23 protein-coding genes are annotated in these 21,700 nt (G+C 62.9%); 11 read left to right on the top strand and 12 right to left on the bottom strand.

Annotated elements, in window-relative coordinates:
* Positions 1-7: 7 nt before the first annotated feature.
* Complete coding sequence (gene ilvD / locus H7B90_RS23115; RefSeq protein WP_185138260.1) at positions 8-1,693, bottom strand: dihydroxy-acid dehydratase; 1,686 nt, start codon at positions 1,691-1,693, stop codon at positions 8-10.
* A gap of 88 nt (positions 1,694-1,781) precedes the next feature.
* A complete protein-coding gene (locus H7B90_RS23110; RefSeq protein ID WP_185138259.1) occupies positions 1,782-3,149 on the bottom strand; it encodes a polysaccharide deacetylase family protein in 1,368 nt (455 codons plus the stop codon).
* 216 nt (positions 3,150-3,365) lie between these two features.
* Here H7B90_RS23110 and H7B90_RS23105 point away from each other — a divergent pair, with 216 nt between their 5' ends.
* Genes H7B90_RS23105 through H7B90_RS23085 form a run of 6 tightly spaced genes read left to right on the top strand, consistent with a single transcriptional unit; the run spans position 3,366 to position 8,160 of the window.
* The gene (locus H7B90_RS23105) at positions 3,366-3,668 is read left to right on the top strand and encodes an urease subunit gamma (protein ID WP_185138258.1); all 303 of its coding nucleotides are present in this window, start codon (positions 3,366-3,368) and stop codon (positions 3,666-3,668) included.
* A gap of 21 nt (positions 3,669-3,689) precedes the next feature.
* The gene (locus H7B90_RS33130) at positions 3,690-4,067 is read left to right on the top strand and encodes an urease subunit beta (protein WP_246578647.1); all 378 of its coding nucleotides are present in this window, start codon (positions 3,690-3,692) and stop codon (positions 4,065-4,067) included.
* Between the two features lie 6 nt (positions 4,068-4,073).
* On the top strand, positions 4,074-5,780 hold the full coding sequence (gene ureC, locus H7B90_RS23100) for an urease subunit alpha (protein WP_376701750.1): 1,707 nt from the start codon (positions 4,074-4,076) through the stop codon (positions 5,778-5,780).
* A 19-nt stretch (positions 5,781-5,799) separates the two neighbouring features.
* Positions 5,800-6,495 (top strand): urease accessory protein UreF, encoded by a 696-nt coding sequence (locus tag H7B90_RS23095; RefSeq protein WP_246578645.1) that lies wholly within the window; start codon positions 5,800-5,802, stop codon positions 6,493-6,495.
* 56 nt (positions 6,496-6,551) lie between these two features.
* A complete protein-coding gene (gene ureG, locus H7B90_RS23090; RefSeq protein WP_185138256.1) occupies positions 6,552-7,298 on the top strand; it encodes an urease accessory protein UreG in 747 nt (248 codons plus the stop codon).
* Positions 7,282-8,160 (top strand): urease accessory protein UreD, encoded by an 879-nt coding sequence (locus H7B90_RS23085; protein ID WP_185138255.1) that lies wholly within the window; start codon positions 7,282-7,284, stop codon positions 8,158-8,160. The genes ureG and H7B90_RS23085 overlap by 17 nt, the downstream gene beginning before the upstream one ends.
* A 118-nt stretch (positions 8,161-8,278) precedes the next feature.
* On the opposite strand, the gene H7B90_RS23080 is transcribed toward H7B90_RS23085, so the two are convergent.
* On the bottom strand, positions 8,279-8,956 hold the full coding sequence (locus H7B90_RS23080; protein WP_246578644.1) for a 3'-5' exonuclease: 678 nt from the start codon (positions 8,954-8,956) through the stop codon (positions 8,279-8,281).
* Positions 8,957-9,150: 194 nt separating this feature from the next.
* Here H7B90_RS23080 and H7B90_RS23075 point away from each other — a divergent pair, with 194 nt between their 5' ends.
* Both H7B90_RS23075 and H7B90_RS23070 read left to right on the top strand, forming a co-directional pair.
* Positions 9,151-9,732, top strand: a complete 582-nt coding sequence (locus tag H7B90_RS23075; RefSeq protein ID WP_185138253.1) for a helix-turn-helix domain-containing protein — start codon at positions 9,151-9,153, stop codon at positions 9,730-9,732.
* Positions 9,716-10,420 (top strand): YhfC family glutamic-type intramembrane protease, encoded by a 705-nt coding sequence (locus H7B90_RS23070; protein WP_185138252.1) that lies wholly within the window; start codon positions 9,716-9,718, stop codon positions 10,418-10,420. The genes H7B90_RS23075 and H7B90_RS23070 overlap by 17 nt, the downstream gene beginning before the upstream one ends.
* A 77-nt stretch (positions 10,421-10,497) precedes the next feature.
* Here H7B90_RS23070 and H7B90_RS23065 read toward each other — a convergent pair whose 3' ends face one another.
* Together H7B90_RS23065 and H7B90_RS23060 are read right to left on the bottom strand one after the other, a co-directional pair.
* Positions 10,498-11,685 carry an MFS transporter gene (locus H7B90_RS23065; protein WP_185138251.1) on the bottom strand — a complete coding sequence of 396 codons (1,188 nt, stop codon included), beginning with the start codon at positions 11,683-11,685 and terminating at the stop codon, positions 10,498-10,500.
* Between the two features lies 1 nt (position 11,686).
* Entirely contained in the window at positions 11,687-11,911 is a 225-nt protein-coding gene (locus H7B90_RS23060) for a tautomerase family protein (RefSeq protein ID WP_185138250.1), read from the bottom strand.
* A gap of 167 nt (positions 11,912-12,078) precedes the next feature.
* On the opposite strand from H7B90_RS23060, the gene H7B90_RS23055 reads away from it, so the two are divergent.
* Both H7B90_RS23055 and zwf read left to right on the top strand, forming a co-directional pair.
* The gene (locus tag H7B90_RS23055; protein ID WP_185138249.1) at positions 12,079-12,411 is read left to right on the top strand and encodes a MerR family transcriptional regulator; all 333 of its coding nucleotides are present in this window, start codon (positions 12,079-12,081) and stop codon (positions 12,409-12,411) included.
* Positions 12,412-12,554: 143 nt separating this feature from the next.
* Complete coding sequence (gene zwf / locus H7B90_RS23050; protein ID WP_185138248.1) at positions 12,555-14,033, top strand: glucose-6-phosphate dehydrogenase; 1,479 nt, start codon at positions 12,555-12,557, stop codon at positions 14,031-14,033.
* A gap of 40 nt (positions 14,034-14,073) precedes the next feature.
* On the opposite strand, the gene H7B90_RS23045 is transcribed toward zwf, so the two are convergent.
* From H7B90_RS23045 to H7B90_RS23035, 3 genes are read right to left on the bottom strand one after another with little or no spacing between them, the layout of a single operon-like run.
* Complete coding sequence (locus tag H7B90_RS23045) at positions 14,074-14,733, bottom strand: DedA family protein (protein WP_185138247.1); 660 nt, start codon at positions 14,731-14,733, stop codon at positions 14,074-14,076.
* 39 nt (positions 14,734-14,772) lie between these two features.
* A complete protein-coding gene (locus tag H7B90_RS23040) occupies positions 14,773-15,435 on the bottom strand; it encodes a YqaA family protein (RefSeq protein ID WP_185138267.1) in 663 nt (220 codons plus the stop codon).
* Between the two features lie 11 nt (positions 15,436-15,446).
* Positions 15,447-16,076 (bottom strand): C40 family peptidase, encoded by a 630-nt coding sequence (locus H7B90_RS23035; protein WP_185138246.1) that lies wholly within the window; start codon positions 16,074-16,076, stop codon positions 15,447-15,449.
* Between the two features lie 244 nt (positions 16,077-16,320).
* Between H7B90_RS23035 and H7B90_RS23030 the strand changes: the two genes are divergently transcribed.
* Positions 16,321-16,866, top strand: coding sequence for an HD domain-containing protein (locus H7B90_RS23030; protein ID WP_185138245.1), 546 nt, complete (start codon positions 16,321-16,323; stop codon positions 16,864-16,866).
* 155 nt (positions 16,867-17,021) lie between these two features.
* Here H7B90_RS23030 and sigK read toward each other — a convergent pair whose 3' ends face one another.
* The 4 genes from sigK to H7B90_RS23010 form a co-directional block, all read right to left on the bottom strand.
* Positions 17,022-17,723, bottom strand: a complete 702-nt coding sequence (gene sigK / locus H7B90_RS23025; protein ID WP_185138244.1) for an RNA polymerase sporulation sigma factor SigK — start codon at positions 17,721-17,723, stop codon at positions 17,022-17,024.
* 133 nt (positions 17,724-17,856) lie between these two features.
* Entirely contained in the window at positions 17,857-18,978 is a 1,122-nt protein-coding gene (locus tag H7B90_RS23020; RefSeq protein ID WP_185138243.1) for a Ger(x)C family spore germination protein, read from the bottom strand.
* Positions 18,975-20,087, bottom strand: coding sequence for a GerAB/ArcD/ProY family transporter (locus tag H7B90_RS23015; protein ID WP_185138242.1), 1,113 nt, complete (start codon positions 20,085-20,087; stop codon positions 18,975-18,977). Before H7B90_RS23015 ends, H7B90_RS23020 begins: the two co-directional genes overlap by 4 nt.
* Positions 20,084-21,628, bottom strand: coding sequence for a spore germination protein (locus H7B90_RS23010; protein ID WP_185138241.1), 1,545 nt, complete (start codon positions 21,626-21,628; stop codon positions 20,084-20,086). Before H7B90_RS23010 ends, H7B90_RS23015 begins: the two co-directional genes overlap by 4 nt.
* Positions 21,629-21,700: the final 72 nt, after the last annotated feature.

Below are 21,700 nucleotides of genomic sequence, written 5' to 3'. Positions count from 1 at the left end.
ATTCGGATCAGAGCTTCATGACGCCGCCTTGGGAAGCGTTCGTGACCATGGCCGAGTAGCGGGCGAGGTAGCCGCGCTTGATCTTCGGCTCGAAGCCCTTCCAGTTGGCGCGGCGGCGTTCCAGCTCTTCGTCGCTCACTTCGAGCGTGATCGTGCGGTTGTTCATGTCCAGCTCGATCATGTCGCCGTCCTCGACGAACGCGATCGGGCCGCCTTCGGCCGCTTCCGGAGAGATGTGGCCGATCGCGATGCCGCGCGAAGCGCCGGAGAAGCGGCCGTCGGTGATGAGACCGACCTTGGTGCCCAGGCCCATGCCGACGATCTGCGACGTCGGAGCGAGCATCTCCGGCATGCCGGGGCCGCCCTTCGGACCTTCGTAGCGGATGACGACGACGTGGCCTTCCTTGACCTTGCCTTCCGCCAAGCCGCGCAGCACGTCGTCCTGCGAGTCGAAGCAGATGGCCGGGCCGCGGTGGTAGCCGCCGACCGACTTGTCGACCGCGCCGACCTTGATGATCGAGCCGCCCGGAGCCAGGTTGCCGAACAGGACGGACAGGCCGCCTTCCTTGGAATGCGGGTCGTCGATCGGACGGATGACGCTGTGATCCTTGATCTCGCAGCCGGCGACGTTCTCGCGCAGCGTCTTGCCGGATACCGTCAGGACGTCGCCCTTCAAGGCGCCTTCCTTCTTGAACAGCTCGTTGATGATGGCGCTGACGCCGCCCGCCGTGTGCAGGTCTTCGATATGGTGGTCGGAGGCCGGAGCGAGCTTGGACAGGTACGGAACGCGCTTCGCCACTTCGTTGATGCGCTCGATCGGGTATTCGATGTCCGCTTCGTGCGCGAGGGCGAGCGTATGCAGAACCGTGTTCGTCGAGCCGCCCATCGCCATGTCGAGCGCGAACGCGTTGTCGATCGAATCCTTCGTGACGATGTCGCGCGGCTTGAGGTCCATCTTGATCAGTTCCATCAGCTGCTTGGCCGATTGCTTGACGAATTCCTTGCGCGCCGGGTCGACGGCGAGAATCGTTCCGTTGCCCGGGAGCGCGAGGCCGAGCACCTCGGCGAGGCAGTTCATCGAGTTGGCCGTGAACATGCCGGAGCAGGAGCCGCAAGTCGGACAGCCGTATTGCTCGAGCTCGGTCAGGCTCTGCTCGTCGATCTTGCCGGTCATGTAGGCGCCGACGCCTTCGAAGACGGAGGTCAGCGAGATGGCGCGGCCGTCCTTCGTGCGTCCGGCCTTCATCGGGCCGCCGCTGACGAAGATCGTCGGGATGTTGATCCGCAGCGCGGCCATCATCATCCCCGGGGTGATCTTATCGCAGTTCGGGATGCAGACCATGCCGTCGAACCAGTGGGCGTTCACCATCGTCTCGACGGAGTCGGCGATGATCTCGCGGCTGGCGAGCGAGTAGCGCATGCCGATGTGGCCCATCGCGATGCCGTCGTCGACGCCGATCGTGTTGAACTCGAACGGAACGCCGCCGGCTTCGCGGATCGCTTCCTTGACGATCTTGCCGAATTCCTGCAGGTGGACGTGACCGGGAACGATGTCCAGGTAAGAGTTGCACACCGCGATGAACGGCTTGCCGAAGTCCTCTTCCTTGACGCCCGCCGCGCGCAGCAGACTGCGGTGCGGGGCGCGGTCGAACCCTTTCTTGATCATATCGGAGCGCATTTTGTGTGCGGCCATAGATGACCCTCCATTTCTTGATGAGACGCTATTCATATAAGCATAAGTCTATCATAAACGATGCCCTATTCGCTAGAAAAGTTGTTGCCTATTGCTGTAAGCCCTCCGCCTTGGCGTCCCGGGCCGGATCGAGCAGGTCGGCGTCCCCGAACAGGGGCTCGAGCCTCTTCGCCTGGGTACGGAGGGCGACGCCGTCGATATGCCGGCGGTCCATCTGCAGAGTGCCGTTCCTGTATATCTTGTACGGCGCGGGGCCAACCGAGCAGAAGACGTCGAAGCCCTGGGAGCGCAAGTAGGCGAACTTCGGATCCTTGTCGTCGACCCGGCTGCCGTACGGATAGATGAAGATATCGGTCGGCCCGACGAGCGGCTCGACTTCCTTCTTCCATCTCTCGGTATCCTGCTTCAGGCGAGCCAAGGATACTTTGTTCGCGTCCACGTGGCCCCAGCTGTGCGAAGCGAACAGCCAGCCGGAATCGCGCAGCCGGGCGATAACGTCCAGCGCCTCCGCCTTCTCCTTCTCATAATTCGGACTGTCCAATTCGTTCGTCCGGTAGCCGAACACGCCTTCGTAGCCGGTCAAGGCCAGCACGCCCTTCGCGCCTTCCCAGGAGAAGTCGGGATGCGCCTTGACGAAGTCGTCGACGATCGGCACGAGCTCCCAATCGCGGTCCGTCCGCTCCTCGCCGCCGGGCGTCCGGGCCCAGGCGGTGACGCTGCCGTCCGAGTCCGGCACGAGCTTCCACGCGTTCCCGTTCTGGCGCATATAGTCGTAATAGTTGATGTCGTCCACCGATAGAATAAGAGGCTTCTTGCCGGCGGGCAGCCTCAGCTTCTTCGCCTCGGCCGAGGGAAGGCCGTCGACGGTCTTCGTCTCGTAGAGCGAGGAGATGGAGACGAGCATATAATCGCGCTTGTACAGCTCCTCGAGCATCTTCTTGAATTCGGGCACGGTCACGAACCAATCGTCGTACCCCTTCGAGATGCGGTCTCCGTCGAAGGCGAGCTCGGGGAAGGCGACGAGCGGGTGGAAGAAAAGATGCTCCACCGGCCCCTTGTACTCGACCGTCTCTGCCGGCGCGGAGGGAGAAGGGGAACCGGAGGGCGACGCGGTACCGGGCGCGCCGGAAGAAGCTCCCGGGGCTCCTTCCGCAGGCGCGCCGGCAGAAGACCCGGGCGACGGAGCGTTGCCGGAATTGCCCGAAGGCTCGGCCTGGCCGTCCGAGCCGGGGTTGGCCGGGGGCGTCGCGCCCGATTCCGAACCGGACGGCGACCCTGGCTGCGAAGCCGATTCGCCCGGGGTCGCGGCCGTTCCTCCCGGCGCGTTCGTCCCCGCGTCCGTCTGCCCGGCTCCAGCCGGGGCGGAGGGCGAGGCCCCTTCGTTCGACGCGCACCCGGCCAGAAGGACTAGCGCCGTCGCAATGGCGAAGACAGATCTTAATGCTTGAGCCCTCATCCGATGATTCCCCTCTCCTGGAAGTACCTATGAAGTACCTATGAAGTACCTATGAAGTACCTATATAGACGAAGGGAACGAGGGGCAGGTTGTATCGATCGCCGTCGAATCTCGCCTTGTTAAAAGTCGATAAAATGTTATCAAACATAACACATACTCATTTACTAATGGGAGGCGATTTCCTATAATGAAGGAAAGTAGGGAAGGAGATATGACATGAACCTTACGGAGCGGGAGAAGGAGAAGCTGCTTATCACGGTGGCGGCCGATCTGGCTCGGAGAAGGCTCGAACGCGGCGTGAAGCTGAATTACCCCGAGTGCGTGGCTCTGATTACCTCCGCGATCCTGGAAGGAGCCCGCGACGGAAGGACGGTCGCCGAGCTGATGGCGTACGGCACGACTCTGCTGACGCGAGAGCAGGTCATGGAGGGCGTGCCGGAGATGATTCACGAGGTGCAGGTGGAAGCGACGTTCCCGGACGGCACGAAGCTGGTGACGGTTCACCGGCCGATCCCGTAACGGGCGAAGGGGGAGCGAAGGATGATTCCAGGAGAGATCCGGGCAGCCGCCGGGTATGTGGAGCTGAACGCGGGCCGGCGGACGATCGAATTGATCGTCGCCAACTCGGGCGACCGGCCGATCCAGGTCGGCTCTCATTTTCATTTTTTCGAAGCGAATCGGGCGTTGAAGTTCCCTCGCGAGTCGGCGTTCGGCATGCGGCTCGACATCCCGGCGGGCACGGCGGTGCGGTTCGAGCCCGGCGAAGAGAAGCCGGTGCGGCTCACGGAGCTGGGCGGGGCGCGAAGATCGTACGGCTTGAACGGCTTGACCGAGGGGCTCGCCGTCCCCGGCCCGCTGCCTGCCGAAGCGGCGGAGCGTCTGCGGGCCTGGCTGGCCCTCGAAGGAGGCGAGCGCTAGATGCGCATGGAACGCGGCAGCTACGCCGGCATGTTCGGCCCGACGACGGGCGACGCCGTCCGTCTCGCGGATACGGAGCTGTGGGCCGTCGTCGAGAAGGATTACACGGCGTACGGCGACGAGAACAAGTTCGGCGGCGGCAAGGTCGTCCGCGACGGCATGGGCCAATCGAGCCGAGCCGTCCGCGCCGAAGGAGTGCTCGACACGCTGATCACGAACGCGCTGATCATCGACCATTCGGGCATCGTGAAGGCCGACATCGGCATCAAGGACGGGTTCATCGTCGGCATCGGCAAGGCGGGCAACCCCGACATCATGGACGAGGTCGAGCCGAACCTGATCGTCGGCGCGAGCACGGAGATCATCGCCGGGGAAGGGAAGATCGTGACGGCCGGCGGCATCGACACGCACATCCATTACATCGCGCCGCAGCAAATCGAGACGGCGCTGTCGTCGGGCGTGACGACGATGATCGGCGGCGGCACGGGACCGGCGACGGGCACGAACGCGACGACGTGCACGCCGGGCGCCTGGCACCTGCGGCGGATGCTGGAGGCGGCCGAGGCGTTCCCGATGAACCTCGGCTTCCTCGGCAAGGGCAACGCTTCGGCGCTGCCGCCGCTCGCCGAGCAGATCGAAGCGGGCGCGATCGGCCTCAAGCTGCACGAGGACTGGGGGACGACGCCGGCGGCGATCGACGCCTGTCTGACGGTCGCGGACCAGTACGACGTCCAGGTCGCGATCCATACCGACACGCTGAACGAAGCCGGCTTCGTCGAGGATACGCTGCGGGCCATCGGAGGCCGCACGATTCATACGTACCACACGGAGGGAGCGGGCGGCGGACACGCGCCGGACATCATCCGCGCGGCGGCGGAGCCGAACGTCATCCCGTCCTCGACGAACCCGACGCGGCCATTCACGGTGAACACGATCGAAGAGCATCTCGACATGCTGATGGTGTGCCACCACCTGGACAGCCGGATTCCCGAGGACGTGGCGTTCGCGGATTCTCGCATCCGTCCCGAGACGATAGCGGCGGAAGACATTCTGCACGACCTCGGAGCGTTCAGCATCATCAGCTCGGATTCCCAGGCGATGGGCCGGGTCGGCGAAGTGATCCTCCGCACGTGGCAGACGGCGGACAAGATGAAGCGGCAGCGCGGACCGCTCGACGGGGACGGCGAATACCGGGACAACGCGCGGATCAAGCGGTACGTGGCCAAATACACGATCAACCCGGCGATCGCGCACGGCATCTCGCACCTGGTCGGGTCGCTGGAGGTCGGCAAGTGGGCCGACCTGACGGTATGGACGCCCGCGTTCTTCGGCGTGAAGCCGGATCTCGTGCTGAAGGGCGGCAGCATCGCGTTCGCCCAGATGGGCGACCCGAACGCGTCGATCCCGACGCCGCAGCCGGTATTCGGCCGGCCGATGTTCGCGTCGTTCGGCTTGTCGCTCGCGCGCAGCTCGATCACGTTCGTCTCCCAAGCGGCCTACGACGCGGGCATCGCGGAGCGGCTCGGCCTTCGGAAGCGGGTGGAGCCGGTCCGCAACTGCCGGGGCATCGGCAAGAAGGACATGGTCTACAACGATGCGACGCCCGCGATCGAAGTCGATCCGGAGACGTACCGCGTCACGGTCGACGGGGAGCTCGCGGTCTGCGAGCCGGCGGACGTCCTGCCGATGGCGCAGCGCTATTTTCTTTTCTAGAAGCAATGGGGGGGCCGCCGTGGAACGTTACTCCTGGCTGAACTTGCAGCTTCTGCTCGATTCCGCGCTTCCCGTCGGCAGCTTCGCCCATTCGTACGGGCTCGAGACTCTCGTCCAGGAAGGAGCGGTGGCGACCGGCGAGCAGCTGCGTCTGTACCTGGAGGCGATGCTGCGGCAGAGCTGGTCGACGTCCGACCTGATGGCCGTCAAGGCGGTTTACGAAGGGCCGCCGGACGAAGAAGCCGCCAAGGAGTACGCCTATCGCGTCGAGCGGATCGTTCACTTCCAGCGGCTCGGGGCGGAGACCCGGGACGGCGTCGAGAAAACGGGAAGGCGGCTGCTCCGGCTCGCCCCGTCGCTGTTCCCGTCCCTGCCGCTGGGCGATCTGTCCGCGGACATCCGGGAGGGGAAGGCGCTCGGTACGCATCCGCTCGTCTTCGGCGCCCTGTGCCGCAGGCTCGGCGTGCCGCTGGACCAGGCCGCGGAAGGGTACTTGTACGCGTGCGCGTCTACGTGCGTGAATGCCGCGCTGCGGCTGATGTCCATCGGGCAGAACGAGGCGCAGCGGCTGCTCGCCGGCACGTTCCCGGTTATCGCGGAGGCGTGGAACGACGTGCGCGGCATGGAGCCCGAGGACGCTTACGGGGCGATGCCGCTCGCGGAGCTGGCCATGATCCGCCACGAGAAGCTGTATTCGAGATTGTTCATGTCTTGATTCGAATTTCTATTTCTTTCGTCACCCTATCACGATCAATGGGAGGTTTTATGGATATGAACAGAAGAGAAGGCCATGCGCATCATCGTCGGTACGGGGGCTTCGAAGGCGAACGGGTCGCCGTCCGTTACCATCGGCTCGATCACGACCACGAGCATCCGGAGTGGGAGACCCCCGCGTTCGAAGGCGGGCGCCCGCTGCGCATCGGCATCGGCGGACCGGTCGGCTCGGGCAAGACGAAGCTCGTCGAGCGGCTGTCGTCCGCGCTGAAGGACCGGATCGACCTGGCGGTCATCACGAACGATATTTATACGAAGGAGGACGCGCGCATTCTGTCCGACTCCGGCTGCCTGCCCGTCGAACGGATTATCGGAGTCGAGACGGGGGGCTGCCCGCATACGGCCATCCGCGAAGACGCATCGATGAACTTCGAAGCGGTCGAGGAGCTGGAGGAGCGGTTCCCGAACCTGGAGCTGATCCTGATCGAGAGCGGGGGAGATAACCTGGCGGCCGCGTTCAGCCCCGAGCTGGCCGACCGCTTCATCTACATTATCGACGTCGCCCAAGGCGAGAAAATACCGCGCAAGGGAGGCCCGGGCATCAGCCGGTCCGACCTGCTCGTCATCAACAAGATCGACTTGGCCCCGTTCGTCGGGGCGAGCCTGCAGGTGATGGAGGAAGACTCCCGGCGCATGCGCGGCGACAAGCCGTTCGTGTTCACGAACCTGTTCGGCGGCGAAGGGCTGGACGAGGTCGTCCGCTGGGTCGAGCAGCAAGCGGGCCGCCATGCCGCCGCAGGCTGACTCGCAGGCCGCCGCGCTCCCGGGAGTCCGGGCGGAGCTGAAGGCCCGCGCCTCGCTCGCCGGGGGGCGGCCGGCGTTGACGGAGCGCTACCATACGGCTCCGCTCAAGATCGCGAAGTCGTTCGATCTCGCAAGTCCGGGCGGGGAACCGCAGCTGGCGGTCGTGCAGATGGACGTATCCCCGGGACTGCTGGACGGAGACCGGTACCTGTACGATTGGACCGTCGGAGCGGGCGTCCGGCTCTATGCGACCAACCAGGCCTACACGAGGGTCCATCCGTGTCCGTCTTCGGACGCCTGCGTCGAGACGCGGCTTCGAATCGAACGGGACGCGGCGTTGGAGTGGATGCCGGAGCCGATCTTGCTGTTCAAGGAAGCGAAGTACGCGGGCTCGACCGAGATCGAGCTGGAGTCCGGGGCGGTCGCGATCGTCTCCGATCTCGTCTGTCCGGGAAGGCTGGCGAGAGGGGAATCGTTCGAATATGCCTCCTACGACGCGAAGCTGGCCGTCCGGCTCGAGGGCGAATTGATCCATTATCAGCGGCAGCGCTGGATTCCCGCGGAGCTGCCGCTTCGGTCGCCCGGCTGCTTCGGGGATTGCACCCATATCGCCTCCCTGTCGGCGTTCTCCGACCGGATCGAGCCGTCGATGGCCGATGAGGTCGCGGGCAGGCTGGAGCGCGAGGACGTCCCGCCCGACGTTCGCTGGGCCGTCGCGCGGACGGCGCGCCACGGGCTCGTCGTCCAGATGGCGGGCAACCGGACGTGGCCGCTCCAGAGGCTTACGCGGCAAGCATGGGGAGCGATTCGCGGTCTGCTGCTCGGGTCGCCGCCGCCGAAGCTGTTCGCCGACGCGCAATAAGAATGAGCGAATAACGAATGGGCAAAAAAACATACCCTCCCGGCCCCGGCCGGAGCCGAGAGCGCGGTCCCCGAGGGCGCGCCGGCGGTTCCGGTTGGCGGCGGCTCTCGGGCCGCCGTCAGGGCGAGGAGGGTTTGTTCGGCATGAGCTTCGCCAGCGAGGCGAACGGCAGGTTCTCGTAATGGTCGGTCTTGTAGACGATCTCCGATTCGAGCTTCGTCTCGTCCGACAGCTTGTTGCGGCGGAACTGAAGCTTGTCGAACAGCTTCACGAGAATTTGCGCGGTGTTCATCGCGTCGTCGAGCGCGCGGTGGTGCGAGCCGACGAACGGAATCTCGAGCATCTCGAGCGCGTTCTTCAGTCCCATCTGCTGATGCTTCTCCAGCTTGAACGTCTTGGACAGCATCTTCTGCAGGTTGTTATGGTTCAGAATCCAGTCCGTGGCGATCTTCTGCTCGCGGCATTCCTGAACGAGCTGGCGATGGTCGTCCGGCCCCCACGCGCACAGGAAGTATTCCTCCGGGCCCATCCATTCCACCCAGCGGCGCACGACCTGGCCGAGCGTCTCCGCTCCGTTCACGTCCTCCTGCCGGATTCCCGTGAACGAGACCGTATCCTCCGACAGCTGGGGGACGACGACGGGCTTCACGAACGCCTGGAACGAATCGACGATGCCCGGAACCCCGTCCGTCACCCGGACTTTGGCGGCGCCGATCTCGATGATCTCGGCGACCTGTCCTTTTTTGCGGCGCACCGTCATTTCAAGATCGTATACGATATAAGTCAATGAAAACACCTCATGCTCGATCGGTCGAAAATATCCGTACTTCGTTATTATAGTCTTCCGCCCGTTGTTTGTCATGGCGGCATCGATGGAAATCGGCCGGACGCCGGGCCGGCCGCGGGGATTCGAAGAGTCGGGCTTGACGGGAACGTCCTTTTCAATTATTATCATTATCGAAAATGATAATATAAAAAGAGGTGTCCGCAATGGCGGAATCCAAAGCGGATTTGATTCTCCATCCGATCCGGATGAGAATCATCCAATCGTTGCTGTCGGGAGGCCGTCAGACGACGCTGCAGCTGGCGGAACGGCTGGCGGACGTACCGCAGGCGACGATGTACCGGCACTTGAACAAGCTGCTGCAGGCCGGGCTGCTGACGGTCGCCGAGGAGCGCAAGGTGAGGGGCACGACGGAGAAGGTATACGCCCTTGCCGAGAACGGCGGCGAATTGACGCCGGCCGACGTCACGGAGGCGTCGCGCGAGGAGCATCTGTCGCTGTTCATGAAGCTGGCCGCGTCCCTCATCGGGGACTTCGGCGAATACGTCGCCCAAGACCGCTACGACCTGGCCGAGGACGGCTTCTCCTTCCGCCAGCACCAGCTGTACTTGACCGACGAAGAGTATAAGGAGCTGCTCGCGGAGATGAGGAAGCCGCTCGCGCGGCATGCCGGCAACGGGCCGGGGGGCGGCCGGCGCCGCCGGACGATCACGACCGTCGTCGTGCCGGAGCAGCGGAACGGAACAACGACGACTACAAGGAGAGGGAACGATGACGACGATGAATGAACCGATTGCCAAGCCGGATATTCAATACGACCAAATTTCGGGGAGGGCGATCCGCAGCCTGCCGCTGTACGCGCTCGTCCCCGTCGCGTTCGCGCTGGTCTTCTCCGCGGCGGGATACCCGATCGATTGGAAGGCGTTCGGACTCGGGGCGCTCGGATGGCTCGTCGCCCTGTTCCTCCGGGGACCGGTGAGCGCGATCGCCATGAAGCTTCCCCAAGACCGGGCCCGGAACGTCGTCGTCGGCAGCTCGGGGGTGCTGGAGGAAGGCGTGCGGCTCGGGCTGATCGCCCTGGCTTCCACGGGCGCTTCGTGGGCCGTCTCGGCCGGCCAAGGCTGGGCGGCGGTCGAGGTGCTGTACGTCATGATTAACGTCGTGCTGATCGCCTCGCTCGTCAAGCGGACCGACGAGAAGGCGATGCAGGCGAAGCAGTTCCTCGAAGCGCAGGGCACCGTTCAAGCCCACCCGCTCTGGGGCGTTCTGGAGCGGATCTGGGCGTCCGCGTTCCATGTCGGCTGCACGCTGATCGTCTGGCGTTACGGCTGGAGCGTCGTCCTGCTGATGCCGCTGCACAGCGCGCTCAACTTGATCGCCGTCCGTCTGGCGGCGAAGAGGTCGGTTCCCGCGGCGAGCGCGTTCGTCGCCGTCGCAGGCGTCGGAACTCTCGCCGTCGGGCTGCTGACGATCTGAGGAGCCCGTCCGAATCGATCGAATAACGAAGCGCCGGAGATGATCGCCATCTCCGGCGCTGTCGCGTTTATTGGCCGTTAACTCCTTGCGCCGACGGCCGTCTTCGAGGTTCTGGAGATTAGGAAGGAGGCGGCCAGCGCGAACGCCAGAACGAGAGAGAAGGCCGCGAAGGCCAGCCCCGGTCCGGACGAGCTTAGAAGGCCGAGCGAGATCGGCGGTCCGACCGCGGCTCCGCAGAATAAGACGAAGGAGTAGAGGGTGATTCCCGCTCCGCGATAAGGGCCCGCGAGTTGTCCGACGACGGAGATGAGGGACGGGATCAGAAGCGAGATGCCCGCCACGAAGACGACGCTGGCCGCGACGAGCGCCGGAAGGCTCCGGGCCGCATAGGCGACGAGCAGCCCGGCGAACGCCAGGGCGATTCCCGCCCGAAGCACGGGGACGAGCCCCCGCTTGCGGCTCAGGACGCCGGCGAGCGGCGAGAGGAGCATGCCGGCGATGCCGATCGCCCGCACGTAGAGGAAGCCGTCGGCATCCAGGGAATACGGCGGACGGGCGAGATCGGCGTTCAAGGCGGTATACATGCCGACGAACGAGAGCAGCGCCGTCGCGGCTATGGCATAGCAGGCGAGCAGCGACCGATTCGCCAGCAGCGTCCCGATCTGCCCGAGCAGCGGCTCCGGTCGGGGCGCGCCCGGCGATGGCGCGCCTCCCGCCGATTCGCCCGGAACGAGGCGGCCGAGCAGAATCGCCGATAGGGCGTACGCGATGCCGAGCCCGAAGAACACCGGCGGCCAGCCGAGCCGTTCATACAGGAAGCCGGCGTAGAGCTGCCCGGCGATGCCCGACAGCAGGAAGGCGAAGCTGACGAAGCCGATGGCGGTCGCCCGGCGGCCCTCCGGGGACTTCGCGGCGACGTACGTGATGACGGAAGGGGCGAACGTGGAAGCCGCCAGCCCTTGAACGACGCGAAGCGCGAGGAACGCCGGGAGGCTGTCCGCGAGGCCGGCGAGCGGCGCGACCAGGGCCAGAGCGGCCAAGCCCGCGAGCATCATGCGCTTGGGCCCGACCCGGTCGGCGACCGGAGCGAAGATCAGGAAGCCGGCCGCGTAAGCCAGCGAGAACGAGCTTCCGATCCAGCCCTGCGCCGAAGCGCCCAGCTCCCATTCGCCGGCCAGCGCTCCCGCGATCGGAATGGTGACGTACACGTTGGAGACGACGGCCAAGCTGCACCAGACCAGGACGGCCAGCGCCCGATTGTTCATCCTAAGCTTCTCCTCCCGCCGCCCGGCTCTTGGCCAGGAAGTCCGGATCGGTCGCCACGACGCCTCCGTTGCCCCAATCGGAGAGCGGGACCTCTCTCAGAATAACCGTGATCTTGTCCTTCGGAATCTTGAACAGCCGGTTCGTCGTGTCCGTCAGGGCGACGATCCACTCCTTCTTCTGCTCCTCGCTGAACCCTTCCCAATGATCCACCTGAATAACGGGCATGATTCCATCTCTCCTTATCCCAATCGATCGAATGTTTGGTTTGGCGCCAACCTGCCTAGATTGTAACAAATCTACAATCATTGTCAATATGATTCATACTCTTGTGAGGAAACTTCAAATTTCGTAAACTATCATCAACAGCACATTTTCGGAAAGCAGGGGACGGTATGAGCGAGCCGACGCAGGCAGACAACGTATTAATGGACTTCGATCTTCTCAAGAAGCTGGTGGTCGGAATCGGCGAGGTGGCGGATATCAGCGGCGTCCCCCAGAGGCAGATCCGGTACTGGGAGGACAAGGGGATTATCCGCTCGGTGAAGGAAGGGGAAGGCTCGACGCGCAAGTACGACTACCTGAACATCAAGAAGGTGCTGCTCGTCAAGGAGCTGCTCGACGACGGCTTCACGCTGGACGCGGCGGCGCGCAAGGTCGAGGAACGGATGAAGACGATCAACGACGCCTTCTCGCGCCTGTCCGGCAACAAGGGGCAGAGCGAATGACCGGATATCGAAAAGGCGAATGAAAAGAGCTTGAAAAACGAACGTTATTTTTCATGAGATCTTCATGATGGCTTCCCGAATAAGTGTTATCATTCTAATTACAGTTCAGAGAGACCGAATCGGTTGGAATGGAGGAAGCCATTATGCTAGCATCTACATTCGTATTGTTCGGCGCGACCGGGGACCTGGCCAAGCGCAAGCTGTTCCCGGCCTTATACAACTTGGATCTCGACGGCAAGCTCCCCGAGCCGTTCGCCGTCTTCGCGCTCGGCCGCAAGCCGTTCGACGACGAGATGTTCCGGGAGCACGCCGCGGAGGCGATCCGCCGCTTCTCCCGCCGCGGGAACGCGGACGAAGAGAAGATCTCCCGGTTCGTGAAGCGGATCAAGTATCAGATCGCGGACGCGACGGACGCCGCCGGTTACGCGGGACTTCGGGAGACGGTCGAGAAGCGCGAGCGGGAGCTCGGACTGCCGGGCGACCGGTTGTTCTACCTGTCCGTGGCTCCGGAGCACTTCGGGCCGATCGCTTCCCATATCCGCGCCTCCGGCCTCGCGAAGGAGAACGCGCTCACCCGGCTCGTCATCGAGAAGCCGTTCGGCCGCGACCTCGCGACCGCGCGGGCGCTGAACGCCGCGCTGCTCGAATCGTTCCCGGCGGAGGACATCTATTACATCGACCATTACCTGGGCAAGCCGATGGTCCAGAACCTGCAGTCGCTTATCGCTGCGAACCCGGTGCTGAAGGCGGTGCTCAGCAACAAGTACGTCGCCAACGTGCAGATTACGGCAAGCGAGACGGTGGGCGTGGAATCGCGGGCGGGCTACTACGACGAAGCCGGCGCCCTGCGGGACATGTTCCAGAACCATATGCTGCAGCTGCTTATGATGACGGCCCGGCATTCGGAGATCTTCGATAAGAGGAGAATCATGGAGTCCGCGTATCCGATCGCGAAGGAAGCCGCGGGAAGCCACGTCGTGCGGGGGCAATACGCCGCCGGCTCCGCGGACGGCAAACCGCTGGCCGGCTATCTGGACGAGCCCGGCATCGTTCCCGGATCGCGCACGGAGACGTACGTCGCCGCGCGGGTAATGCTGGACGACCCGATCTGGAGAGGCGTTCCGTTCTACATCCGCACGGGCAAGCGAATGAGCGAGAAGTCGACGCGGATCGTGTTCGTCTTCAAGGATCCGCTCGAAGCCCATATTCAAGGCGAGCCGGTCCGGAATTACTTGACGATCCGCGTTCAGCCCGACGAGAGCGTGGACTTCCGGCTTAACCTGCACGGAATGGACGGCGGGCTGGAGCCGGTATCGCTTCGGTTCTCGACCCGCAAGGAGGAGGTGCCCGAGGCGTACGAGCGGCTGCTGCACGACGCGCTCTCCGGAGATCCGACCTTCTTCGCGCATTGGGACGAGATCGAGCTCGCCTGGAAGTGGGTGCAGCCGCTGCAGGAGGCGTTCGCCGAGAACCGGGTGCCGCTGTATACGTACCCGGCCGGATCGCGGGGGCCGAAGGAAGCGGAAGAACTGCTCGCCGAGCAAGGCTTCTCCTGGCTCGAGCAGGAGGATCTGGCGCCGGAGCCTCGCGTAGAAGCCGAGGCCGTCGCGGCCGGGCGATAAGCGAGATTATATCGAAGGGATTCGAGCGAAAAAGCCAAACCTAAGCCTCTTCGGCGGGTTCGGCTTTTTTCGCATTCCGGGAAGGGCGGCGGTTCTTCCGGGGGGCTCGTCTCCATTTTCGGAACAAGAGAACTCCGATGACGGTCAGCGCCGCGCCTGCCGACAGATAGATCAAATACCGCTCGACGACGTTCAACACGAGGGTCCACTGTTCCCCGAACCCGTAGCCAATGGCGAAGAAGAACAGCACCCACAGGGCGGCGCCCGGATAGGCGTACAGCAGCACGGCCCGATAGGGAACCCGCAGCACCCCGATGAAATACCCGATGAACTGCCGAATTCCCGGAACGAAGAAGAGGAACAGAAGCATCCGGTTCCCGTGCCTCTCGTAATAACGTTGGGTCCGTTCCACGAACGAGGGTTTGATGAACAGATACTTGCCGTAACGGTTCAATAGGGGCATTCCCGCCAGGCGGCCGATTCCGTACGTAACCGTAACCCCGATCCAAGCGCCTCCCAGGGCCGCCGCCAGCGACGGCCAGAGCGAGAGCGTGCCTTTATAGGCCAGGTAGCCGGTATACGTCAGCGTGCTGTTGCCGGGAGGGATGGGCAGCGCGATGAAGTCGAGAGGCAGGCCGAGGAGCAGCACGAGATAGGCGTATTGGTCGAACAGCCTCTCGACGAAGGCGATCAGGTTCATAAGCGAAATCCTCGCAATTCGATTGTCGTGATTCGCGCGTCAGGACGAACGGACTTCGGCGGCGTCCTCCGAAGGCGCCGAGAGGGCGGGAGCTTCCGCCGTCGCCGGATCGTCGTCGCTGTGTTCCGCGAGCGCGCCCGACGGCTTGGCGGCGTTGCGGCGCCTCTTGACCTTCCGCGCGACCAGCCAGCCCGCCGCGATGAGCACGCCGGCCCCCAGCATGATAAGGGTCAGCGAGCTGTGGACCATCGACTCCGCGGAGCGGCCGTACAAGTAGAACAGAAGCCCGACGATGTAAAATTTGGCGGCGCGCCCGATCGCGGCGTACCCCATCAGCCTCCAGAGCGGGTAGTTCATGCAGCCTGAGACGATCGTGAAAATCTTGAACGGAATCGGCGTGAACGAGCCGATCAGGATGGCCATCTCCCCGTGCTTGCGGAACAGGGCGGTGACGCGCTCCAGCCGGTCCTGCTTCATGAACTTGCGCAGAATCCGGTAGCCCGACGTCTTGCCGATCAGGTAGCCGATCGGGGTTCCGATCATGCATCCGGCGAAGCCGAGCGTGGCGAGCCACAGGGCGTTGTCGGGATTCAGGGCGCTCAGGGATACCTGTAGGAAGAAGGCGGGAATCGGGAAAATAATGGCGTCGATCATGGCGTGAATGAACAGCCCGAGAGAGCCGAAGTCGCGGAGAAAATCCATCGCTGCTTGTATCAAACGATCTGCCTCCTCCATAGGAACGAAGAGGGAACTTCTCTTCTGTTGCAGTCTATTCGCTCGGCGTCCAGCAGGGGATAGTCGTACAGGTTGCCTTCGTAGACCGTCTCGAACGAGCCGTGCTTAAGGAAGTCGTCGGGCGTGACGAGCGCCGGCGACCGGTCCCACAGCTCGATTCCGGCGCGGAGCAGCGCGTCGGCGACGAACTGGGAGCAGAAGTAGGCGTTCTTGCGATTCAGGTCGCGGTTCAGCATGACGCCGAGCAGGCCGATCAGATTGTACTTGTACGCATCCCGGTCCCGCTGGAACGTCCGGACGACCCGGATCGCTTCTTCGCGCTGGGACGGGGTCACCCGCAGTCGGAGCAGCGCGCATTGAGTGTCGGGATAGCGGCTGTACGTGCCTTCGTAGACGTCTTCCTCGACGAAGCCGGCGGACAGCGGGTTGGACGGCTGCTTCCGTCCGAAGCTGTACAGCTGGCTCAGACCCGCGTCCAGCGCGAGCGAAGCGTGGTTATAAGGGGCGGACGTGAAGTTCTGGATCATTCTCGTAAACAAAGTTCCGGTATGAGTGAGCAGGACGTACAGATCGTCCTCGGTCGTGTTGGCGTTCGCGGCATGGATCATGGCGGAGTTCCTCGCTTCCTTCGGTCGGCGCCGTCCTATCCGATGGGGCGCGCCGGCTATATCCAAAGGTTAACAAAGAAAGGAAACGAAAGGACCGACCGGGGGAACGGTTCCGATCTGGACTTAAGTCGTGGATGATGAACCGACCGATGGCTTGGTAGGCCCGCTAGACGGCCTGCTGCCGGCGAGGGGGATTATGGTAGAATGAGGTGGAACGCTCTGGGAGCTTGGAAGGAGAGATCGTATGACCATCGTAGATCAAGCCATCGAATTCGCGGCTTACGCGCATCGGAACCAGAAGAGGAAGGGGACGGACATTCCCTACGTCAGCCACCCCTACGCGGTCGGAATGATCCTGCGGCAAGCCGGCTGTCCGGATGAGGTCGTCGCGGCCGGCCTGCTGCACGATACGCTGGAGGATACGGAGACGACGGCCGAGCAGCTTCGGGATCTGTTCGGACCGGCCGTGCTGGAGATCGTCGTCGGTTGTTCGGAACCGGACAAGGGGGCTTCCTGGGAGGAGCGGAAGCGGCACACTCTCGAGGAGCTGAGGTCGGCGAGCCTGGCAATTCTCCAGGTGGCATGCGCGGACAAGCTGCACAACATCCGTTCGATCCGGAGGGACTTGGCCGTTCACGGGGAGCAGGCGTGGGATCGATTCAAGCGGGGGCGCGACAGCCAGCAATGGTACTATACCGGTCTCGTCGAGAGCCTCGGGCACGAGTCCCGCTTCGCCCTGCTGGACGAGCTCGAAGCCGAAGTGAAGGCCGTGTTCGGCTCCCCGGTTTAACTGTGGAAGAAGAGGGGGGCTTCATATCGGAACAAGCAAAACATTTGGCCGATGAAGGCAAGAGAATGCGCGATCGGAGCAGAAGCCTTCCCCATAAGAAAGCAGATCTCTCCCAGCGGTTCAGAAGGGGAGAGACCTGCTTTTTTACCGTTAGATCACTTCTTCGCCTTATAGAACTCGTGGTACAGCTTCATGAGCGCCCGCTTCTCGATTCTCGACACGTACGACCGGCTGATCCCGAGCTCGCGGGCGATCTCGCGCTGCGTGCGCTCGTCGCCCCCGCCGTCGAGCCCGAACCGCCCGCGGATCACCTCCTGCTCGCGCTCGTCGAGAATGTCCAGATTGCGGTAAATTTTGCTTTTCTCGATCTTCAGCTGGACCTTGTCGACGACTTCGTCGGGCTCGGTGCCCAGTATATCCTGCAACGTAATCTCGTTGCCTTCCTTGTCGGTTCCGATCGGATCGTGGATGGACACGTCCTTGCGCGTCTTCTTCAGAGACCTCAGATGCATGAGGATCTCGTTCTCGATGCAGCGGGCCGCGAACGTCGCCAGCTTCGTGCCTTTGTTCGGCTGGAAGCTCTCGATCGCCTTGATGAGACCGATCGTTCCGATGGAGATCAGGTCCTCCAGATCCTCCCCCGTGTTGTCGAACTTCTTGACGATATGAGCGACCAGACGCAGATTGTGTTCGATAAGAAGATTGCGGGAGCGGGGATTCCCCTCCGCCATGCGCTGCAGGTGCAACGCTTCCTCTTCGTCGGTCAGCGGTTGCGGGAACGCATTGTTTTTGACGTAGGAGACGAGCAACGACAGTTGCTTGATGAACAACGCGATAGCGGTAAAAAATCCGGGCACGGTAATGGCCACCTCCGGCAAGTTGGTCGGGAGCGCGCGGGGAAACATTACCATTCTATGTGGGTGGGAGCCCATGCGTGCCTGTACGCGGCGCGAAAAAGGAAGACCCGCCGGTCTTCCCTTCGTCTTCCCGCTATTTGACCGAGCCTTCGTCGGCGAACGAGACGAGAACCTTCACGCGGATGTCCGCTTCGGAGAACGCCTTGCCCCAATCGTCCTTTACTCCCCGGAAGGCCGCGTATTCGTAAGCTCTGGCGTATATGCCGAAGCCGACCGGGTCGACGGCGCTTGCCTGGAACTTGTCGATCAATTCCTCGAATTTGCCGCGGATCTCCCGGGCGCAAGCCGCCTCGACTTGCTTCTGAAGCTTGTCGAGGTCGATATGGGACAGCTTCTCGATCACGCTCGCCGAGATCCGGATCCGCACGTCGAACCGGAACCGGCCGCCCGAGTAGGAGGGTTTGATTCTCGTTCGCACGCGTTCGGTAACCAAGCTGATCCAGCTTTTGTCCGGGGGAGCTTTCGTCAGCGAAGACGGCAGAGGAAGCGTCAAATTGACCGCCGGTCCCGACGTCATCTGAAGCATCCTGAGGTACGTCGTTTCCCGAAGCGACAGCGTCGCCGCGTATTTCCCCTTCCTGTCGAGCAGCGCGGTCCCTTTCATTTTCGCGTCTTGTTCGATGCTCATCTCGGCCAGGTACGGCGTCTGCCCCGGGTCGTACATTTGCCGGTGAAGCTCCTGCAGCGTCGTCTTGACCGACTCGGAGCGGGAAGAGGCGGATTCGATCATGCCGATGAGCATCAAGGGGAGCATCGGCTGGTCCGGGGACTGGTAGCGGAACAGCTGCTCCAAGTCTCCGTCGAACATGACGAGCTTCGGAGTGATCGGGTTCCGGCCGTCCCGGAAGAAGACGTCCACGTAACGGAACCAGTCGGGAACCTGCTGCACGAGACGCTTGGAGAACACGATGACCTGCGCCTTCCTTCCGTTGAACGAGCCGATCGAGAAGGCATCGAACTTGTCCCGGCTCTCGCGGAGGGTTCTGGCCTCCACCTTCAGCTCCTGGGTTTTCTTCTTGGCGTTCTTGCTGAACACCGGAATCGTCGTGAAGGTACGAATGCCGTTCTCCTCGTTCGCGTCGATCCCGACGACGAGAGAGAAGGAGACGTCTTCCATATCGACTTTGTCGTAGCAGCCCGCAAGACAGACCGCGGCGATCAGGGATAAAGCCAGCTTGAACGCCGTTCGTCTCATAGGCGTCTCCGCCGGCTCCGCTTGCGCGAGATTCGGGCTTGCAGCATAAAGAAGAGGAGAAGCGGAACGGGAAGCGCGTATTCCAGGACGGTTCCGACCTTCGTCAGCTTATCGCTCAGAGCGTAGGTCGTGTTGAGGCCGGGAACGTAGAAGCAAGAGAACAAGACGATGCCGATCATGAGGACCCGCAGGAAGAGACGATGGTCCGCGCGGCCGAACAGCCACGCGGCGCAGAAGGAGGACAACAGGAACGGAGGGATCCAGGACATCGAGAAGATCAGCATGTACATAACGATAAACAACCCCTCGACCTGTTCGATAAACCGCAGCTCGATCGTCTTCAACATGTAGATGGAGGGCTGGTTGACTTCCTTCATCTCTTCCGGGCTGAAGAAGATAAAGCTTAAGATCGTAATGAACAGGTAGCTGAGCATCGTCAGCCCGTTGGCCGTCAGGATGGCGAAGGACGCCTTCTCCTTCTTCTGAAGGAACGGGTAGAAGAGAGTCGTGGCGAAGAAGCCGAGGAAGTAGAAGAACGTATCCGGAACGGCCTTCAGGATCGGGAGCCATCCCCTCTCGAGCAGGGGGAACAGATAGTTCCAATTCGTATGCCTCCATACGAGCAAGAAGACGAAAGGGATCCAGAGCGACAGCCAGATCGACAGCTCGGCGTACCGGCCGAGCACGCGGAATCCGTTGCGCGCGACGACGTAGGTAGGAATCAGAAGCAGGAACAGCGTGATGTAAGCGGGCGTCTCCTGCAGAACCCTCGCCTTGATGACCCGGGTCGAATAGACGATGCCGATATAGCCGTAGAACAGGAAGTAAGCCGCGATCACGACGGCGGCCAACCGGCCGGCCCACTTGCCGACACGGCGCGTCAGCATATCCAGAATCGTGCCGTTCGGGAATCGTCTCATGATTTGGACGACGATCAGGCTTGCCGCCATCGTGACCAGCGTGCCGAGCAGGAGCGAGATCAGCCCGCCCGTTCCGGCCTTCTTGTGAAGGTCGGCGGGAATCTCGATGAAGCCGAAGCTGACGGTCATCCCGTTGATCAGGCTGATGTATTGGATCGTCGTGATCTCGTTGAAGGCGTACTTCTTCATCGGCCGTCTCCTTCGGGGCGGGTGGGTCCTTGTCTGTCGGATTGAACGGCTCTCGAGCCTTCCGGCCGCCGGCCCATCTTCCACAGCGGCGCCCGGATGAACGTATCCTTCCAATCGGAGAAGCGGATCGGGGCGAACGAGCTGGCGAACGGCGTGCCCAGCGATTCCAGGGCGATCAAGTGGCCGATCAGAACCATCATTCCGATCATGATGCCGAAGATTCCGAACATGGCGGCGGCGATCATCAAGGAGAACCGGATCAGGCGAACCGCGGCCACCATGTCGAAGTTGGGCAGGATGAACGAGGCGATGGCGGTGAAGGCGACGACGATCACCATCAGATTGCTGATGAGGCCGGCCTGCACGATCGCTTGGCCGATGACGATGCCCCCGACGATGCCGACCGTCTGCCCGACGGGCGCGGGAAGCCGCACGCCCGCTTCGCGGATCATCTCGAGCGTCAGTTCCATGAAGATGGCTTCCACGAAGGGCGAGAAGGGGACGGAGCCGCGGTATTCTCCGATGGCGAGAAGCAGCTTGATCGGAATCAGCTCGAAGTTGAAGGAGGTGACGGCGATATAGAACGCCGGCAGGCCGATCGACACGAAGAACGCCATGAACCGAAGCAACCGAATGAACGTCGCGATCGACCATCGCGTGCTGTAGTCGTCGATGCTCTGGAAGAACGAGGTGAACGGCGCCGGAGCGACGAGCACGCCGGGGGAGCGGTCGACGAGCACGACGAAGCGGCCCTGCACGATCTGCGAGACGGCCGCGTCCGGGCGTTCGGTGACGAGCAGTTGGGGAAAAGGAGAGTACGGATTGTCCTCGATCAGCTCCGCCAGCTCTCCCGTATTGATGATGACGTCCACGTCGAGCTGCGAGATCCGGTCCTCCAGCTCCTTCAGAATCTCCGGATTCGCCACGTCGGCCAGATAGACGATCGAGACTCTCGTGTCGCCCCGCCTTCCGACCGTCAAATTGGCGAATTTCAATTGCCGATGAGGAAGATAGCGCCGAATGAGAGCGACGTTCTGCTCGATCGTCTCGACGAAGCCCTGGTGCGCCCCCTTGAGCGAGGCTTCCAGCTGCGGATCTTCGATGGAGCGCTGCGGCCAGCCTTCCGTCCCTAGAACCCGCGCTTCCGCGCGGCCTTCGACGAAGAGAACGCTCTTGCCTTTCAAGATGGCCGGCACGATGTCGGACCACTTCGTCAGCCAGCCGACGCGACCGATCGTAACCGACAGGACGCCCTCCGAATCCGTCTCGCCGAGGAGCGGCTTCAGCACGTTGTTGTTGATCGCGTTCTTGTCCGTCAGCCCTTCCAGATAGACGACCGCGGCTTCCTCGCCGGTCGAGCGGATTCGCAGGCGCCGCACGTTCAGGTCGCTGGCGTCTCCGAACAGCTCGCGAATCCTGCCGAGATTCTCCTCCAAGGCGTCCGAAGCTTCTTCGCCGGACGAGAGCGGCGCGGTGGCCGCCGGCTTGCGGCCCTTCGCGGGTCTGTACTTCCTCTGGCCGAAGAGGGAAGGGAACTTCATGATGGCACCTCGCGGGTTGGGCGGTTAAGAGATAAGGACCGGCACGAGAATAAAAGAAAGAGGCCCCTGGGG

The sequence above is a fragment of the Cohnella xylanilytica genome (genome assembly GCF_014212175.1).
Classification (GTDB): Bacteria; Bacillota; Bacilli; order Paenibacillales; family Paenibacillaceae; genus Cohnella; species Cohnella xylanilytica.
Note: the sequence above shows the minus strand (reverse complement) of the source record. Positions and strands in the feature narration are given on the sequence as shown.

What these genes read in the sequence shown, in the direction of transcription:
- zwf (WP_185138248.1), top strand. Translation starts at nt 12,555, where the DNA reads ATGCTAGCATCTACATTCGTATTGTTCGGCGCGACCGGGGACCTGGCC.
- ilvD (WP_185138260.1), bottom strand. Translation starts at nt 1,693, where the DNA reads ATGGCCGCACACAAAATGCGCTCCGATATGATCAAGAAAGGGTTCGAC.
- ureC (WP_376701750.1), top strand. Translation starts at nt 4,074, where the DNA reads ATGGAACGCGGCAGCTACGCCGGCATGTTCGGCCCGACGACGGGCGAC.
- H7B90_RS23110 (WP_185138259.1), bottom strand. Translation starts at nt 3,149, where the DNA reads ATGAGGGCTCAAGCATTAAGATCTGTCTTCGCCATTGCGACGGCGCTA.
- H7B90_RS23085 (WP_185138255.1), top strand. Translation starts at nt 7,282, where the DNA reads ATGCCGCCGCAGGCTGACTCGCAGGCCGCCGCGCTCCCGGGAGTCCGG.
- H7B90_RS23030 (WP_185138245.1), top strand. Translation starts at nt 16,321, where the DNA reads ATGACCATCGTAGATCAAGCCATCGAATTCGCGGCTTACGCGCATCGG.
- H7B90_RS23065 (WP_185138251.1), bottom strand. Translation starts at nt 11,685, where the DNA reads ATGAACAATCGGGCGCTGGCCGTCCTGGTCTGGTGCAGCTTGGCCGTC.
- ureG (WP_185138256.1), top strand. Translation starts at nt 6,552, where the DNA reads ATGAACAGAAGAGAAGGCCATGCGCATCATCGTCGGTACGGGGGCTTC.
- H7B90_RS23060 (WP_185138250.1), bottom strand. Translation starts at nt 11,911, where the DNA reads ATGCCCGTTATTCAGGTGGATCATTGGGAAGGGTTCAGCGAGGAGCAG.
- H7B90_RS23075 (WP_185138253.1), top strand. Translation starts at nt 9,151, where the DNA reads ATGGCGGAATCCAAAGCGGATTTGATTCTCCATCCGATCCGGATGAGA.
- H7B90_RS23010 (WP_185138241.1), bottom strand. Translation starts at nt 21,628, where the DNA reads ATGAAGTTCCCTTCCCTCTTCGGCCAGAGGAAGTACAGACCCGCGAAG.
- H7B90_RS33130 (WP_246578647.1), top strand. Translation starts at nt 3,690, where the DNA reads ATGATTCCAGGAGAGATCCGGGCAGCCGCCGGGTATGTGGAGCTGAAC.
- H7B90_RS23040 (WP_185138267.1), bottom strand. Translation starts at nt 15,435, where the DNA reads ATGGATTTTCTCCGCGACTTCGGCTCTCTCGGGCTGTTCATTCACGCC.
- H7B90_RS23055 (WP_185138249.1), top strand. Translation starts at nt 12,079, where the DNA reads ATGAGCGAGCCGACGCAGGCAGACAACGTATTAATGGACTTCGATCTT.
- H7B90_RS23070 (WP_185138252.1), top strand. Translation starts at nt 9,716, where the DNA reads ATGACGACGATGAATGAACCGATTGCCAAGCCGGATATTCAATACGAC.
- H7B90_RS23105 (WP_185138258.1), top strand. Translation starts at nt 3,366, where the DNA reads ATGAACCTTACGGAGCGGGAGAAGGAGAAGCTGCTTATCACGGTGGCG.
- H7B90_RS23045 (WP_185138247.1), bottom strand. Translation starts at nt 14,733, where the DNA reads ATGAACCTGATCGCCTTCGTCGAGAGGCTGTTCGACCAATACGCCTAT.
- H7B90_RS23015 (WP_185138242.1), bottom strand. Translation starts at nt 20,087, where the DNA reads ATGAAGAAGTACGCCTTCAACGAGATCACGACGATCCAATACATCAGC.
- H7B90_RS23035 (WP_185138246.1), bottom strand. Translation starts at nt 16,076, where the DNA reads ATGATCCATGCCGCGAACGCCAACACGACCGAGGACGATCTGTACGTC.
- H7B90_RS23020 (WP_185138243.1), bottom strand. Translation starts at nt 18,978, where the DNA reads ATGAGACGAACGGCGTTCAAGCTGGCTTTATCCCTGATCGCCGCGGTC.